Source organism: Aeromonas sp. 2692-1 (genome assembly GCF_013085505.1).
Lineage (GTDB): Bacteria > Pseudomonadota > Gammaproteobacteria > Enterobacterales > Aeromonadaceae > Aeromonas > Aeromonas hydrophila.
This window is the reverse complement of record NZ_CP038513.1, coordinates 4,351,104-4,364,568: the sequence shown is the minus strand read 5'-3', so window position 1 is coordinate 4,364,568 and position 13,465 is coordinate 4,351,104. Positions and strand designations below refer to the sequence as shown.

At 63.2% G+C, this 13,465-nt stretch carries 13 protein-coding genes; 10 read left to right on the top strand and 3 right to left on the bottom strand.

Translation table 11 applies throughout. The annotated features are described in order from the left end of the window. The first annotated feature begins 130 nt into the window (after positions 1-130). The 7 genes from dnaK to E5E97_RS20250 all read left to right on the top strand — a co-directional run bounded on the left by dnaK (position 131) and on the right by E5E97_RS20250 (position 10,198). Positions 131-2,059 (top strand): molecular chaperone DnaK, encoded by a 1,929-nt coding sequence (gene dnaK / locus E5E97_RS20280; protein WP_011706781.1) that lies wholly within the window; start codon positions 131-133, stop codon positions 2,057-2,059. A gap of 254 nt (positions 2,060-2,313) precedes the next feature. Then, a complete protein-coding gene (gene dnaJ, locus E5E97_RS20275) occupies positions 2,314-3,456 on the top strand; it encodes a molecular chaperone DnaJ (protein ID WP_011706780.1) in 1,143 nt (380 codons plus the stop codon). A 263-nt stretch (positions 3,457-3,719) separates the two neighbouring features. Further along, on the top strand, positions 3,720-5,210 hold the full coding sequence (locus tag E5E97_RS20270; protein ID WP_139388930.1) for a carbohydrate porin: 1,491 nt from the start codon (positions 3,720-3,722) through the stop codon (positions 5,208-5,210). A gap of 115 nt (positions 5,211-5,325) precedes the next feature. Further along, positions 5,326-6,282: an aminoimidazole riboside kinase gene (locus tag E5E97_RS20265; RefSeq protein WP_171281251.1), complete on the top strand. Its 957-nt coding sequence runs from the start codon at positions 5,326-5,328 to the stop codon at positions 6,280-6,282. An 83-nt stretch (positions 6,283-6,365) separates the two neighbouring features. Continuing rightward, positions 6,366-7,730 (top strand): sucrose-specific PTS transporter subunit IIBC, encoded by a 1,365-nt coding sequence (locus E5E97_RS20260; RefSeq protein WP_171280920.1) that lies wholly within the window; start codon positions 6,366-6,368, stop codon positions 7,728-7,730. Next, positions 7,730-9,145, top strand: a complete 1,416-nt coding sequence (locus tag E5E97_RS20255; protein ID WP_171280919.1) for a sucrose-6-phosphate hydrolase — start codon at positions 7,730-7,732, stop codon at positions 9,143-9,145. Before E5E97_RS20260 ends, E5E97_RS20255 begins: the two co-directional genes overlap by 1 nt. Positions 9,146-9,172: 27 nt before the next feature. Then, a complete protein-coding gene (locus E5E97_RS20250; protein WP_171280918.1) occupies positions 9,173-10,198 on the top strand; it encodes a LacI family DNA-binding transcriptional regulator in 1,026 nt (341 codons plus the stop codon). Positions 10,199-10,274: 76 nt separating this feature from the next. Here E5E97_RS20250 and E5E97_RS20245 read toward each other — a convergent pair whose 3' ends face one another. From E5E97_RS20245 to E5E97_RS20235, 3 genes are all read right to left on the bottom strand, one after another. Beyond that, complete coding sequence (locus tag E5E97_RS20245) at positions 10,275-11,003, bottom strand: MgtC/SapB family protein (protein WP_024945078.1); 729 nt, start codon at positions 11,001-11,003, stop codon at positions 10,275-10,277. Positions 11,004-11,207: 204 nt separating this feature from the next. Continuing rightward, complete coding sequence (locus E5E97_RS20240) at positions 11,208-11,582, bottom strand: hypothetical protein (protein WP_017410711.1); 375 nt, start codon at positions 11,580-11,582, stop codon at positions 11,208-11,210. A 416-nt stretch (positions 11,583-11,998) separates the two neighbouring features. After that, positions 11,999-12,184: a DUF2892 domain-containing protein gene (locus E5E97_RS20235; RefSeq protein WP_045789347.1), complete on the bottom strand. Its 186-nt coding sequence runs from the start codon at positions 12,182-12,184 to the stop codon at positions 11,999-12,001. An 88-nt stretch (positions 12,185-12,272) separates the two neighbouring features. Between E5E97_RS20235 and E5E97_RS20230 the strand changes: the two genes are divergently transcribed. The 3 genes from E5E97_RS20230 to E5E97_RS20220 are packed head-to-tail and all read left to right on the top strand — an operon-like array spanning position 12,273 to position 13,460. Next, positions 12,273-12,590 carry a helix-turn-helix transcriptional regulator gene (locus tag E5E97_RS20230; RefSeq protein WP_171280917.1) on the top strand — a complete coding sequence of 106 codons (318 nt, stop codon included), beginning with the start codon at positions 12,273-12,275 and terminating at the stop codon, positions 12,588-12,590. Further along, entirely contained in the window at positions 12,587-13,000 is a 414-nt protein-coding gene (locus E5E97_RS20225) for a YeeE/YedE family protein (RefSeq protein ID WP_171280916.1), read from the top strand. The genes E5E97_RS20230 and E5E97_RS20225 overlap by 4 nt, the downstream gene beginning before the upstream one ends. 13 nt (positions 13,001-13,013) lie before the next feature. Further along, a complete protein-coding gene (locus E5E97_RS20220) occupies positions 13,014-13,460 on the top strand; it encodes a YeeE/YedE family protein (RefSeq protein WP_171280915.1) in 447 nt (148 codons plus the stop codon). Positions 13,461-13,465: the final 5 nt, after the last annotated feature.

Genomic DNA, 13,465 nt, shown 5'->3' with positions numbered 1-13,465 from the left:
GCAAGGCCACGGCGGCACAAAAAATTTGATGCCGGGAGCTTGAAAGCCAGATTGGCAGCCCCCACCTAGCCGTTAACGCATTAAGGCGAGCCCCTCGCCAGTTTATTCAAAGTATTTGGAGATTCGTCAAATGGGTAAAATCATCGGTATTGACCTGGGTACTACCAACTCCTGCGTCGCTATTCTGGATGGCGACCATGCTCGCGTGATCGAGAACGCGGAAGGCGACCGTACTACTCCGTCCATCATTGCCTATGCCGATGACGGCGAAATCCTGGTTGGTCAGCCGGCCAAGCGCCAAGCCATCACCAACCCGAAGAACACGCTGTTCGCTATCAAGCGTCTGATCGGCCGTCGTTTCGAAGATGACGAAGTACAGCGCGATCTGGAGATCATGCCGTACGCCATCGCCAAGGCTGACAACGGTGACGCCTGGGTAGAAGTCAAAGGCAAGAAAATGGCACCGCCGCAGATCTCTGCTGAAGTGCTGAAGAAAATGAAGAAGACCGCCGAAGATTATCTGGGCGAGCCGGTGACCGAAGCGGTCATCACAGTGCCGGCCTACTTCAACGATGCCCAGCGTCAGGCTACCAAGGATGCCGGTCGCATCGCCGGTCTGGATGTAAAACGCATCATCAACGAACCGACTGCCGCGGCTTTCGCCTACGGCGTGAACAAGGTCAAGGGTGAGCGCAAGGTTGCCGTCTATGACCTGGGTGGCGGTACTTTCGACATCTCCATCATCGAGATCGACGAAGTCGAAGGCGAGACCACCTTCGAAGTACTGGCGACCAACGGTAACACCCACCTGGGTGGTGAAGACTTCGACAACCGCGTCATCAACTACCTGGTTGAAGAGTTCAAGCGCGAGCAGGGCATCGACCTGCGCAAGGATCAGCTGGCTCTGCAACGTCTGAAAGACGCCGCCGAGAAAGCCAAGATCGAGCTCTCTTCCGCTCAGCAGACCGACGTGAACCTGCCGTACATCACTGCAGATGCCACCGGTCCGAAGCACATGAACATCAAGGTGACCCGCGCCAAGCTGGAATCCCTGGTGGAAGACATGGTGAAAGACTCCCTGGAGCCGGTCCGTGTCGCTCTGAAAGACTCCGGTCTGGCCGTTGGCGAGATCGACGACGTCATCCTGGTAGGCGGTCAGACCCGCATGCCGATGGTGCAGAAGGCCGTTGCCGACTTCTTCGGCAAAGAGCCGCGCAAAGACGTCAACCCGGACGAAGCCGTGGCCATGGGTGCTGCCATCCAGGGTGCCGTACTGTCCGGTGACAAGACCGACGTACTGCTGCTGGACGTGACCCCGCTCTCCCTGGGTATCGAAACCATGGGTAGCGTGATGACTGCGTTGATCGAGAAGAACACCACCATCCCGACCAAGAAGTCCCAGGTGTTCTCCACTGCCGAAGACAACCAGTCTGCCGTGACCATTCACGTGCTGCAGGGTGAGCGCAAGCGCGCCAGCGACAACAAGTCTCTGGGTCAGTTCAACCTGGAAGGCATCCGTCCGGCACCGCGTGGTCTGCCGCAGATCGAAGTGACCTTCGACATCGACGCCAACGGCATCCTGCACGTCTCCGCCAAAGACAAGGAGACCAACAAGGAGCAGAAGATCACCATCCAGGCCTCCTCTGGTCTGTCTGATGACGAGATCGAACGCATGGTACGCGAAGCCGAAGCCAACGCGGCCGAGGACAAGAAGTTCGAAGAGCTGGTGCAGACCCGCAACCAGGCTGATGGTCTGGTCCACTCCGTCCGCAAGCAGATCACCGAAGCCGGTGAAGCCCTGCCTGCCGACGACAAGACCAAGATCGAAGCCGCGCTGAGCGAGCTGGAAAGCGCCATCAAGGGTGACGACAAGGCTGCCATCGAAGCCAAACAGCAGGCACTGCTGGAAGCGTCCCAGAAGCTGATGGAAATTGCCCAGCAGCAGGCTCAGGCGCAAGGCGCCGCCGGTGCTGATGCCGGTCAGTCTTCTTCTTCCGCCAAGGCTGACGACGACGTGGTCGACGCCGAGTTCGAAGAAGTGAAAGACGACAAGAAGTAAGCCCGACCCAGATGGGCGAAGCAGGCTTCGCCCATCGGCTCAGAATCTGTTCACGGCCTGTCGCGAGAGGCCGTCAGCAAGGTAAAGAGCAGCGCAAGAACCGGAGTGTATGTGAATACATGAGGATTCTGAGCAGCACATGAGCCTTGATCACGGCTTCGTAGTAAGAGTGTGAGCAGATTCGTCAATGAATTTACGGGCGTTGGGTGACCAACGCCCGTCTGCGTAACTGCTGATATAGCAACAGGATGAGTATGTCGAAGCGCGATTTCTACGAAGTGCTCGGGGTATCCAAGGATGCCGACGAACGCGAGATCAAGAAGGCGTACAAGCGTCTGGCCATGAAGTATCACCCTGACCGCAACCAGGGTGATGCCGGGGCCGAAGAGAAGTTCAAAGAGGTCAAGGAAGCCTACGAGATCCTGACCGATGCCAATCTGCGTGCCCGCTATGACCAGTACGGTCACGCCGGTGTGGATCAGAGCCAGGGTGGCGGTGGCCACGGCGGCTTTGGCGGCGGCGCCGATTTCGGCGACATCTTCGGCGACGTGTTTGGCGATATTTTTGGTGGCAGCCGTGGCGGCGGCCGTCGTGGCCCGGCCCGTGGCTCCGACCTGCGCTACACCATGGAGCTGACGCTGGAAGAGGCGGTACGCGGGGTCTCCAAGGAGATCAAGGTGCCGACCCTGGTCCACTGTGAAGTCTGTAACGGCTCCGGTGCCCACACCGGCAGCTCGGCCCAGACCTGCCCGACCTGCCACGGCTCCGGCCAGGTGCAGATGCGTCAGGGCTTCTTCGCGGTGCAGCAGGCCTGTCCGCACTGCCATGGTCGCGGCAAGATCATCAAGGATCCGTGCCGCAAGTGTCATGGCGAGGGTCGCTACCAGAAGACCAAGACCCTGTCGGTCAAGATCCCGGCTGGTGTCGACACCGGCGATCGCATCCGTCTCTCCGGCGAAGGGGAAGCGGGGGAAGCCGGTGCACCGGCGGGCGATCTGTACGTACAGGTACACGTCAAGGAGCACGAAATCTTCGTGCGTGACGGCAACAACCTTTACTGTGAAGTACCCATCAGCTTTACTGCGGCAGCCCTGGGCGGCGAGATCGAAGTGCCGACCCTGGATGGCCGGGTCAAGCTCAAGGTCACCCCGGAGACCCAGACCGGCAAGATGTTCCGCATGCGGGGCAAGGGCGTTAAGTCAGTGCGCTCCGGCCAGGTGGGGGATCTGATGTGCAAGGTGGTGGTGGAGACCCCGGTCAAGCTGACCGAGTCCCAGAAAGAGCTGCTGCGCCAGCTGGACGAGTCCTTCAGCGGCGCCGCTGCCAAGACCCACAAGCCGAAATCGGAAGGCTTCTTCGAAGGGGTGAAACGCTTCTTCGACGATCTGACCAGCTGATTTTCGCGACCCAGATATAAGGAGCCGGCCCTGCGCCGGCTCTTTTTTTGCCTCTGTTTTAGCAAGATCCCCGCTTATTGAGTGGATCCCGATGAGGGATCTTCCTCACAACTTCCGCCAATTCCTGCTGTACGAATGTTACCCCGCTCACATTGCAGCTGAAACGGTTTAGCTGGCGTATTGAGTTAGCTAAATTGGTTTAGCTATGCTCTCGTCGTCGATAACAACAGGCCCGACCGGGCAACAGATGACAGGTGAGGACGATGACGATGTGCAAGAACAAGTTGGCGCTGGCGGTAGCGCTGGGATTGGGGATGAGCAGCCCGCTGTGGGCGGCGGATGGCGGTATCGAGGCCCGTCTGGCGGCGCTGGAGGCGCGGGTGCAGGCAGCCGAGGCGCGCGCCACCGCCGCCGAAGCTCGGGCCGATGAGGCCCAGAGCAAGGCAAACGAAGCCCGCGAGACGGCCGTGGTGGCCAAGGCCCAGAGCGAGAAGGTGGACAAGCAGACCGCCGGGGCCCAGGGCTTCGAGTTCCACGGCTATGCCCGCTCGGGCCTCTTGGTCAACGGCAATGGCAACGGGGGCCGCGGCGGCCCCTATATCACCCCGGCCGGCTCGGTGGGAGGCGCCGTGGGTCGCCTTGGCAACGAGGATGACACCTACATGGAGGCCAATCTGCTGAAGACCCAGACCTTCGCCGATGGCAGCTGGGCCCGCTACAAGCTGATGCTGGCGGACGGGGTGGAGACCAGCAACGACTGGACCGCCAGCGATTCGAGCCTCAACACTCGTCAGGTGTTTGCCGAGATCGGCAATCTGGCGAGCTTCGACGGCCCCTTCAAGAATGCGGTGCTGTGGGCGGGCAAGCGCTTTGACCGGGACAACTTCGACATCCACTGGCTCGACTCGGACGTGGTGTTCCTGGCCGGTACCGGCGGTGGCGTCTACGACGTGCAGCTGGCCGACAGCTGGAAGGCCAACTTCTCTCTCTACGGGCGCGACTACGGCGACATCAGCGCCAGCGGCCTCTCCGATATCGAGAGCTACATCCTCACCATGAACAACCGCGTTGGCAACTGGCAGTGGATGGTGAACGGCCTCTCCGCCAAGGACAACGAGACCCGCATCAACGATGGCGGCGCGGGCAGTGAAGCGGCGAACAAGGGGGCGCACACCCTGCTGGCCTACCACGCCGACAGCTTCTTTGGCATCAACCCCGGCTTCTCCAAGGCGGCGGTGCTGTATGGCCATGGCCTGGGGGCCGAGCTCAAGGGGCTGGGCTCCGACAGCGAGCTGCTGCCGGACGCCGATGCGGTGCGGGTTGCCGTGTTTGGCGCCACCGATCTCGCTCCGCGCTGGCGTATCGCCCCGGCCCTGCTGGCCGAGCAGAGCAAGGATCGCTACGTGAAGGGGGACGAATACCGCTGGGTGACCCTCAATGGCCGGCTGGCCCAGGTGCTGAGCCAGAACGTCGAGCTGGTCTACGAGGCCACCTGGCAGTACATGGATCTGGATCCCAAAGGCTACAAGGGTCGCCAGGCGGTGAGCGGCGACTTTACCAAGCTCACCTTCGCCCCCACCTTCAAGGCGCAGACCGCCGGTTTCTTCGAGCGGCCCGAGCTGCGGGTGTTCGCCACCTGGATGGACTGGTCCTCCGAGCTCGACCACTACGCCAGCAACGATGCCATGGGCCAGAGCAACTTCACCGCCGGCGGTGAGTGGAACTTTGGCGTGCAGATGGAAACCTGGTTCTAGTTCGTTATCCCGATCACAAAAATGGCAGCCGGTGCCGGGATCTGTTGGTTGGCTAAAACGGTTTAGCTGATAATGCCAGCCAACAGAACAGAGTCCGGGTTTGGCAGTCGATCCGATGCAGCAGTGGAGTAGCAAGGTGACGAATCGTGTGTGGGTAATGGGGGATGCAGTGGTGGACTTGATCCCGGAAGGGGAGAGGCACTACCTCCAGTGTCCGGGTGGCGCGCCCGCCAATGTGGCGGTTGGCGTGGCGCGGCTTGGTGGTGAGGCGGCCTTTATCGGCCGGGTCGGCGCCGATCCCTTTGGCCGCTTTATGGCCGGGACCCTGAAAAGGGAGGGTGTCGACATTCGCCACCTGAACCAGGATCCGGCCCATAACACCTCGACCGTGCTGGTGGAACTGGATGAAGAGGGGGAGCGCAGCTTCACCTTCATGGTGCGCCCCAGTGCCGACCAGTTCCTCGAACCGGCTGACTTGCCCCGCTTCGAGGCAGGTCAGTGGCTGCTCACCTGCTCCATTGCGCTCGCCAACGAGCCGGTGCGCAGCAGTTGCCTGCAGGCCATGGCGACCATCAAGGCGGCCGGGGGGCGGGTCTGCTTCGACCCGAACCTGAGGCCCGAGGTGTGGGGCAATTCGGCCGAGATGCTGCCCGTGGTGCGCGAGGCCATGGCCCTCGCGGATGTGGTCAAGCTCTCGGTGGAGGAGCTGCAACTGCTGAGTGGCCTGGACGATCTGGCCGCGGGGCTCGCCACCATAGCGGGGCCGGCCCTGGTGCTGGTGACCCGGGGGGCGGCCGGTGTGGTGGCCCGTCTGGGTGGCGAGTTGCTGGAGTGGGTGGGGCCGAAAGTGACCCCGCTCGACACCACGGGGGCGGGGGACGCCTTCGTCGCTGGTCTGCTGGCGGCCCTGGCTGGGCGTTCGTCGCTGCCGACGCTGGCCGAGCTGCCTGCCATCCTGGCTCAGGCCCACGGCTGTGGGGCGCTCGCCACCACCGCCAAGGGGGCGATGACGGCACTACCGACCCGCACCGAACTGGATGCCTTTTTGCGATCAGGCGCAAGCGGCTGTTGATCCGCGGCTAGAAGCCCGGCTCGACAGCCCCTACTCTCATGTGACAAGGGCCCGCCAGCGCGGCGGGTCATAAGAGGAAGAATATGAATATCAGTGCGATAGCCAAGGATCTGGTGCCCCTGCTCGGGGGCAGGGAGAACATCGTCAGCGCCGCTCACTGCGCCACCCGGCTGCGGCTGGTGCTGGCGGACGACAGCAAGGTGAACAAGGCCGCCATCGACAAGCTGGAGGGAGTCAAGGGGTGCTTCAGCAACGCGGGCCAGATCCAGGTGATCTTCGGCACCGGCCTGGTCAACAAGGTCTATGCGGAGTTCGTGGCGCTGACCGGTACCGGCGCCGCCAGCAAGGCGGAGCTGACCGACATGGCGGCGGCCAAACTCAACGTGGCCCAGCGGCTGGCGCGAACCCTCTCCAACATCTTCGTGCCGATCATTCCGGCCATCGTCGCCTCGGGCCTGCTGATGGGGCTACTCGGCATGGTGCGCACCTACGGCTGGGTCAATGCCGACAGCGCCCTGTTTGTGATGCTCGACATGTTCAGCTCGGCGGCCTTTATCATTTTGCCGATCCTGATCGGCTTTACGGCGGCGCGGGAATTTGGCGGCAATCCGTACCTCGGGGCGACCCTCGGCGGCATCCTCACCCACCCGGCGCTGACCAACGCCTGGGGGGTCGCCGGTGGCTTCAAGACCATGGACTTCTTCGGGCTGGACGTGGCGATGATCGGCTACCAGGGCACCGTCTTCCCAGTGCTGTTGGCGGTCTGGTTCATGTCTCACCTGGAGAAGCAGCTGCGCAAGCGCATCCCCGATGCACTCGATCTCATCCTCACCCCGTTTTTGACCGTCATCATCACCGGCTTCGTGGCGCTGCTCTTCATCGGCCCCGCCGGGCGGGTGCTGGGGGATGGCATCTCGTTCGGCTTGAGCGCCCTCTATGAGCAGGCGGGCTGGCTGGCGGGGCTGGTATTTGGCGGCACCTATTCGCTGATCGTCATCACCGGCATCCACCACAGCTTCCACGCCATCGAGGCGGGGCTGCTGGCCAATCCGCAAATTGGCGTCAACTTCCTGCTGCCCATCTGGGCCATGGCCAACGTGGCGCAGGGCGGGGCTTGCCTCGCGGTCTACTTCAAGACTCGGGATGTGAAGATCAAGGCCATCACGGTGCCGGCTGCCATGTCCTGCCTGCTCGGTATCACCGAAGCGGCCATCTTCGGCGTCAACCTGCGCTATATCAAGCCCTTCCTGGCCGGTCTGTTTGGCGGGGCCTGCGGCGGCGCCTACGTGGTGGCGGCCAAGGTGGGCATGACGGCGGTGGGGCTGACCGGTATTCCCGGCATGGCCATCGTCCAGCCCATGAGCCTCATTCACTACATCATCGGGCTGGTGATCGCCTTTGGCGCCGCTTTCGTCGCCTCTTACCTGCTCAAGTACAAGGTGGAGTGATGAAGGACGTTGCACTGCTCAACCAGATTGTCCGGTCGCTGCTGGCCGGACAGCTCAAGGCGGCGGCCGATCCCCATCGGCCGCGCTGGCACCTGGCAGCCCCGGTGGGGCTGCTCAACGACCCCAACGGCTTTATCGAGCACGGCGGGCGCTACCACCTCTTCTACCAGTGGAATCCGCTCGGCTGCGAGCACCGCAACAAGGGCTGGGGGCACGTCACCTCCACCGATCTGCTGCACTGGCAGCACGAGCCGGTGGCGCTGCTGCCAACCGAGGCCTATGAGAGCCACGGCTGCTACTCGGGCTCGGCGGTGAGCGACGAGCAGGGGCGCCTGACCCTCATCTATACCGGCAACGTCAAATACCCGGATGGCAGCCGCACCGCCTATCAGTGTCTGGCCCGCGCCGACGGTGAGGGGGGCTTTGCCAAGCTGGGCCCCGTGCTGGATCTGCCCGAAGGCTACAGCGGCCATGTGCGCGACCCCAAGGTGTGGCACGACGGCCAGCAGTGGCTGATGGTGCTGGGGGCCCGCACCCTGGATGACAAGGGTGAAGTGCTGCTCTATCGCGGCGACGCGCTGGATGCCTGGACGCCGGTGGGCCCCATCGCCGGCAGCGGGCGCGGAGGGCTCGATGAGTTTGGCTATATGTGGGAGTGTCCGGACCTCTTCCCCCTGGCAGATCGTCATGTGCTGATCAGCTGCCCACAGGGGATTGCCCCCCGGGGAGAGGATTATCGCAACCTCTACCAGTGCGGCTGGCTGGCGGGTGACTTCGACGGCGAGCACTTCGCGCACGGGGATTTCCACGAGCTGGACCGAGGCTTCGAGTTCTATGCCCCCCAGACCACCCAGGACAGCCAGGGGAGGCGCCTCTTGTTCGGCTGGCTGGGACTGCCGGAAGAGAACGAGATGAGCCAGCCCACCATCCCCTATGGCTGGCTGCACCAGATGAGCTGCCCGCGGGAGCTGTTCTGGCAAGGCGACTGGCTCTGCCAGCGGCCGGTGGCAGAGCTGGCGGCACTGAAGGGGGAGCAGACCCGCTTCGAGGGGACGCTCGGCGAATTTCCGGGGCTGGCCATCGACTCGGCCTGGCTCGATCTGGCGCTGTGCGCCGAGGGGAGCCTCTGGTTTGGCGCCGTGGCCGAGCTGTGCTGGCAGCCAGGGCGCCTGGTGCTGCGCCGTCTGAATTGGCAGAGCGGGGCGTGGGAGGAGCGATGCTGCCCCTGGCAGGGCGGCGGCATCACCGTCTTGTGCGATCGCTCCAGCCTCGAGTGTTTCGTCGATGGCGGCCGCCATACCCTGTCGGCGCGCTACTTCCCGGGACCGGGGCCGCAACTTGCGCCGGGCAAACCGGTCGCGGGCGGCAAAATTTGCCTCGATCACTGGCCGCTGGCGGCCTGCCTAGTACAATAGCCCGGTGTCAGTTTGCCGGGAGGCCAGGTGGAGAAGAAGAAACGGATCACGATTGCCCAGATAGCCGAGTTGGCGGGGGTGTCCAAGGCGACCGCCAGTCTGGTGCTCAACGGCAAGAGTGCGGAGTACCGCATCGCCGATGACACCCGCAAGCGGATCCAGGCGGTGGCGGACGAGTGCCACTACCAGCCGAGCTTTCATGCCCGCGCCTTGCGCGAGACCCGCAGTTACACCTGGGGGCTGGTGATCCCCGACCTCACCAACTTCGGCTTTGCCAGCATCGCCCGTGCCCTCGAGGTGCACTGCCGGGAGGTCGGGATCCAGCTGCTCATCGCCTGCTCCGAGGATGATCCCACTCTGGAGCAGCGGGTGGTGGACAACCTCATCAGCCGCCAGGTGGACGGTCTCATCGTCGCCTCCAGCGGCCACAGCGACGATATCTATGCCCGCATTCACGACCGGCTGCCGGTGGTGCAGCTCGACCGTCACATCGGCGAGTCACGCCTGCCCATGGTGATCTCCGATGCCTGCAAGGCCACCGCCGAGCTGGTGCAGGAGATGGCCGGCCAGTGCGGCGAGGAGATCTACTACTTCGGCGGCCTGCTGGATCTCTCCCCCAGCCGCCACCGGCTGGCGGGCTATGAGCTTGGGCTGCACCGCGCCGGGCTGGAGGCGGACCCGACCCGGGTGCGCCACCGCGACTACCAGCCAAGCTCGGGCTATCAGTTGATGGCCGAGCTGGTGGCCGAGCTCGGCGCGCCCCCCAAGGGGCTCTTCACCGCCTCCTTCACCCTGCTGGAGGGGGTGCTGCGCTACCTCAACGAGGCGGGGCTGATGGAGACGGGCATGCGGCTGTGTACCTTCGATGATCACGACCTGCTCGACTGCATCCCCATGCACATCGACTCGGTGGCTCAGGATTGTCCGGCCCTGGCGCGGGCGACCTTCGAGCTAATGCAAAAGCTTATTGCGGGCAACCCGCCGCCCCAGACCGCCCAGGTGATCAATCCGCGCATCCGCTGGCGCAGTCAGCGGGCTGCCCGGGTCGCCTGATCTCCCCGCATCCTGAAATGCAAAAGCCCCGCCGGCAGTGGCGGGGCTTTTGCGTTTTCAATGGCGGAGTCTGGTGTCAGTCGGTGGTACTGGCGCGCCAGAACACCTGCTTGATGTGGGGGTGAATGCCGAGCTTCACCATCAGGGCGTCGAGCTCGTCGCCATCGATGGAGGTGGCCAGCAGCACCGCCGAAATTTCCAGATCCCGCTCGCCGAAGGGCTCGATGTCGAGCTCGCTCAACGGGTAGTTGGCCTGCTCCAGCATCTCTTCCAGCCAGTGCAGCACCTCCTTCTGGTACTCGCGCTGGGTGAGGGCGGTGACCCGGTAGGTCACCTCGGTGTCGGTGTTGTCCACCGGACGGCGGTTGATCTGGTTGACCAGCGGGCGCAGCAGGGTGTTGGCGGCCAGCACGAACAGGGCGCCGAGGATCGCCTCCATGGCCAGTCCGGCCCCGCTGGCAGCGCCAACCGCCGCCACGCCCCACAGGGTGGCAGCGGTGTTGATGCCGCGGATGTTGCCGGATTCACGCATGATGACGCCGGCGCCGAGAAAGCCGATACCGGAGACGATGTAGGCCACCACGTGCACCACCCCATAGGTGCCGCCGTGCAGGTCATAGATGCGCTGGGCCAGGTTGACGAACAGGGCCGCGCCCACCGCTACCAGCACGTTGGTGCGCAGGCCCGCGGTGCGCTGGCGATACTGGCGCTCCAGCCCCACCAGGCTGCCCAGCACGAAGGCCAGCAGCAGGCTGGCCAGGGTGTCGAGCAGAGAGATCATGTCGAATTGCTGCCACATTCTCATGGCGTACTCCTTCTGTTGCAGATGGCCTTTCTGAAGGCGGGCGAGGGGACGGTACCCCCCGCCAACGGCCCCGTGCGTGCAGGCCATGAGTTGACGAGAAACACGCACGAGGCGCCCGGCCCGTCCATCCAGGATGGCGGGCAGGGCGGTGAAACGGATTGAAAGGGGCCAGCATGGCTGGCCCCGGATATCAGTCGTGCACGATCAATTGAGCACGAGTTCGGGGTCGCGGCGGGGATGCAGCTCCCAGCGAACCGGGTGATGTACCCCCACCTGATGCACGAACTGCACCAGATAGCGACGCTGGGGCGGGGTACAGTGCAGGTTGAGCACCAGCTCCCGCCCGCCGCTGCGACCGGGTCGCAGGGACTGCAAGGGTTGCAGGCCCGCCGGTTGCAGGGTGTGGTTCACCAGATCCAGCACCTGCTCCATGTCGGCCCGATCCTCGCAACGGATCTGCAGCCGGTAGTGGTGCTGGCGTCGTTTGCCGCGCAGCCAGAGCGGCAGCAAGCCGCGGCCCAGTCTGCTCAGCAGGGGGTGAGTCCGGTTGGATACGGACAGAGTTGAAACAAAACGCATAGCAGCCTCCTTGTGGGAAGCAGAAACTATGCAGGCAAGGTGTCATGGCAAAGCCAGGTCACCTGACGTCAAGTGTAAAAAAGAGAAGAGGGGAGTGGATTTCCGCTTCTCGCAGGGCTGCGAGCATGCGGCAGAGGAAGACCTGCGGCTAGCTCGCGACCCGGGTACCGACGACGAGGGTCGGTCTACAACTGTCACTTGATGAGTTGCCCACTGATGGTCTCCGCTGTTGATTGACGGCCTGATGGTACTCATCCAGAGCGGTGAGGTAAAGCCTCATCACTCTTTCAGCAACATTTAGATACAAGTTTGTCAATAATCGGGGCCGGCTGGCTACCACCAGGACGCTGAAAGCGCGGTGAGCACTCTCACCGCTCTCGTTCCACCTTCTGCTTTCCCCATCGTTACTCGTTACGCTATTTCAGCCCCAGCCGCTTGAGGAGCATCGCGGCCGGACAGAAACCGGTGAAGGCGCTCTGGATCAGATTGACCCCGACAAAGACGCTCAGCCAGACAAAGCCCGGGTGTACCCAGGTGGTGAGCAGCAGCGAGAGCAGCAACATGCAGCCCGCGACGACTCTGACTCCGTTATCTACCGTCATGACCTTCTCCTTAGTTAATTTAGATATTGCTAATTTAGTGTCACTTTATACAATAGAACCAAATATCAGCAATTGCTAATTTACTCCCATGAGCCAATTCGACGAGATGAACAGACACGCGACAGCCGCCGCCTCCCTGCTCAAGGCGTTGGCTCATCCCGAGCGGCTGCTGGTGCTCTGCCAGTTGGTGGAGGGGGAGAAGGGGGTCGGGGAGCTGCTGGCCCACAGCCAGCTCGGCCAGTCGGCCTTCTCCCAGCAACTGTCGGTATTGAAGCGCCAGGGCCTTATCCGCTCGCGCAAGGTCTCCCAGCAGATCTACTACTCGCTGGTGAGCGAGGCCGCCGTCGATGTGCTGGCGGCGCTGCAAACCCATTTTTGTCCCTCAGAACATAAGGAATCTCGATGATGGAAAGCCAATGGTTGCTCTCTCTGGGCGGTGGCATGCTGGTGGGGCTCGCGGCCCTGATCCTGATGCTGTTCAACGGCCGCGTTGCCGGGATCAGCGGCATTCTGGCCGGTGCGCTGCAACACAGGGCGCCCTGGCGGCTGCTGTTCTTGCTGGGACTGGGGGCGGGCGCCTGGCTGGCGCTGAGCCTGGGTTGGGCCAGCATGCCCGCATTCAGCACCTTGCCCGGCTGGCCGCTGGTGTTGCTGGCCGGGCTGCTGGTCGGCATCGGCACCCGCCTTGGCAATGGCTGCACCAGCGGCCACGGTATCTGCGGCATGGGGCGGCTCTCCCTGCGCTCCGTCGTCGCCACTCTCACCTTCATGGCGGCCGGCTTCATCACCGTCTTTCTCACCCACCATTTTTTATAACAGGTTGATCATCATGGCATTGTTGACAAGTTTGCTCGCGGGTCTGCTGTTTGGTCTGGGTCTTGCCATCTCCGGCATGATAGATCCGGCCCGGGTCATCGGGTTTCTCGACCTGGCGGGCCACTGGGATCCCAGCCTGGCGTTCGTGATGGGCGGGGCATTGCTGGCGTTCATGCCGGGTTACTTCCTGCAGGTCAAACCGCTCAAGCGTAGTTTGCTGGGGGAACCCATGGCCAGCGTGCCGGCTCCCAAACTGGATCGCCGCCTCATCGGGGGCTCTGCCCTGTTCGGTATTGGCTGGGGTCTGGCGGGGATCTGCCCGGGGCCAGGCTTGAGTCTCATTTCCAGCGGCCAGCCCATGGTACTGTTGTTCGTTGCCGCCATGGTGGCCGGGATTTTGCTTGTTGATCGGGTTTGGGTGAAGGTGCGGGAGAAGCGCTGCCACCCCCGCTCTGTCTGAACGGA

Coding starts and splice junctions, on each gene's coding strand:
- E5E97_RS20265 (WP_171281251.1), top strand. CDS start 5,326: ATGCAGCAGTGGAGTAGCAAGGTGACGAATCGTGTGTGGGTAATGGGG.
- dnaK (WP_011706781.1), top strand. CDS start 131: ATGGGTAAAATCATCGGTATTGACCTGGGTACTACCAACTCCTGCGTC.
- E5E97_RS20245 (WP_024945078.1), bottom strand. CDS start 11,003: ATGAGAATGTGGCAGCAATTCGACATGATCTCTCTGCTCGACACCCTG.
- E5E97_RS20270 (WP_139388930.1), top strand. CDS start 3,720: ATGACGATGTGCAAGAACAAGTTGGCGCTGGCGGTAGCGCTGGGATTG.
- E5E97_RS20220 (WP_171280915.1), top strand. CDS start 13,014: ATGGCATTGTTGACAAGTTTGCTCGCGGGTCTGCTGTTTGGTCTGGGT.
- E5E97_RS20255 (WP_171280919.1), top strand. CDS start 7,730: ATGAAGGACGTTGCACTGCTCAACCAGATTGTCCGGTCGCTGCTGGCC.
- E5E97_RS20240 (WP_017410711.1), bottom strand. CDS start 11,582: ATGCGTTTTGTTTCAACTCTGTCCGTATCCAACCGGACTCACCCCCTG.
- dnaJ (WP_011706780.1), top strand. CDS start 2,314: ATGTCGAAGCGCGATTTCTACGAAGTGCTCGGGGTATCCAAGGATGCC.
- E5E97_RS20260 (WP_171280920.1), top strand. CDS start 6,366: ATGAATATCAGTGCGATAGCCAAGGATCTGGTGCCCCTGCTCGGGGGC.
- E5E97_RS20225 (WP_171280916.1), top strand. CDS start 12,587: ATGATGGAAAGCCAATGGTTGCTCTCTCTGGGCGGTGGCATGCTGGTG.
- E5E97_RS20235 (WP_045789347.1), bottom strand. CDS start 12,184: ATGACGGTAGATAACGGAGTCAGAGTCGTCGCGGGCTGCATGTTGCTG.
- E5E97_RS20230 (WP_171280917.1), top strand. CDS start 12,273: ATGAGCCAATTCGACGAGATGAACAGACACGCGACAGCCGCCGCCTCC.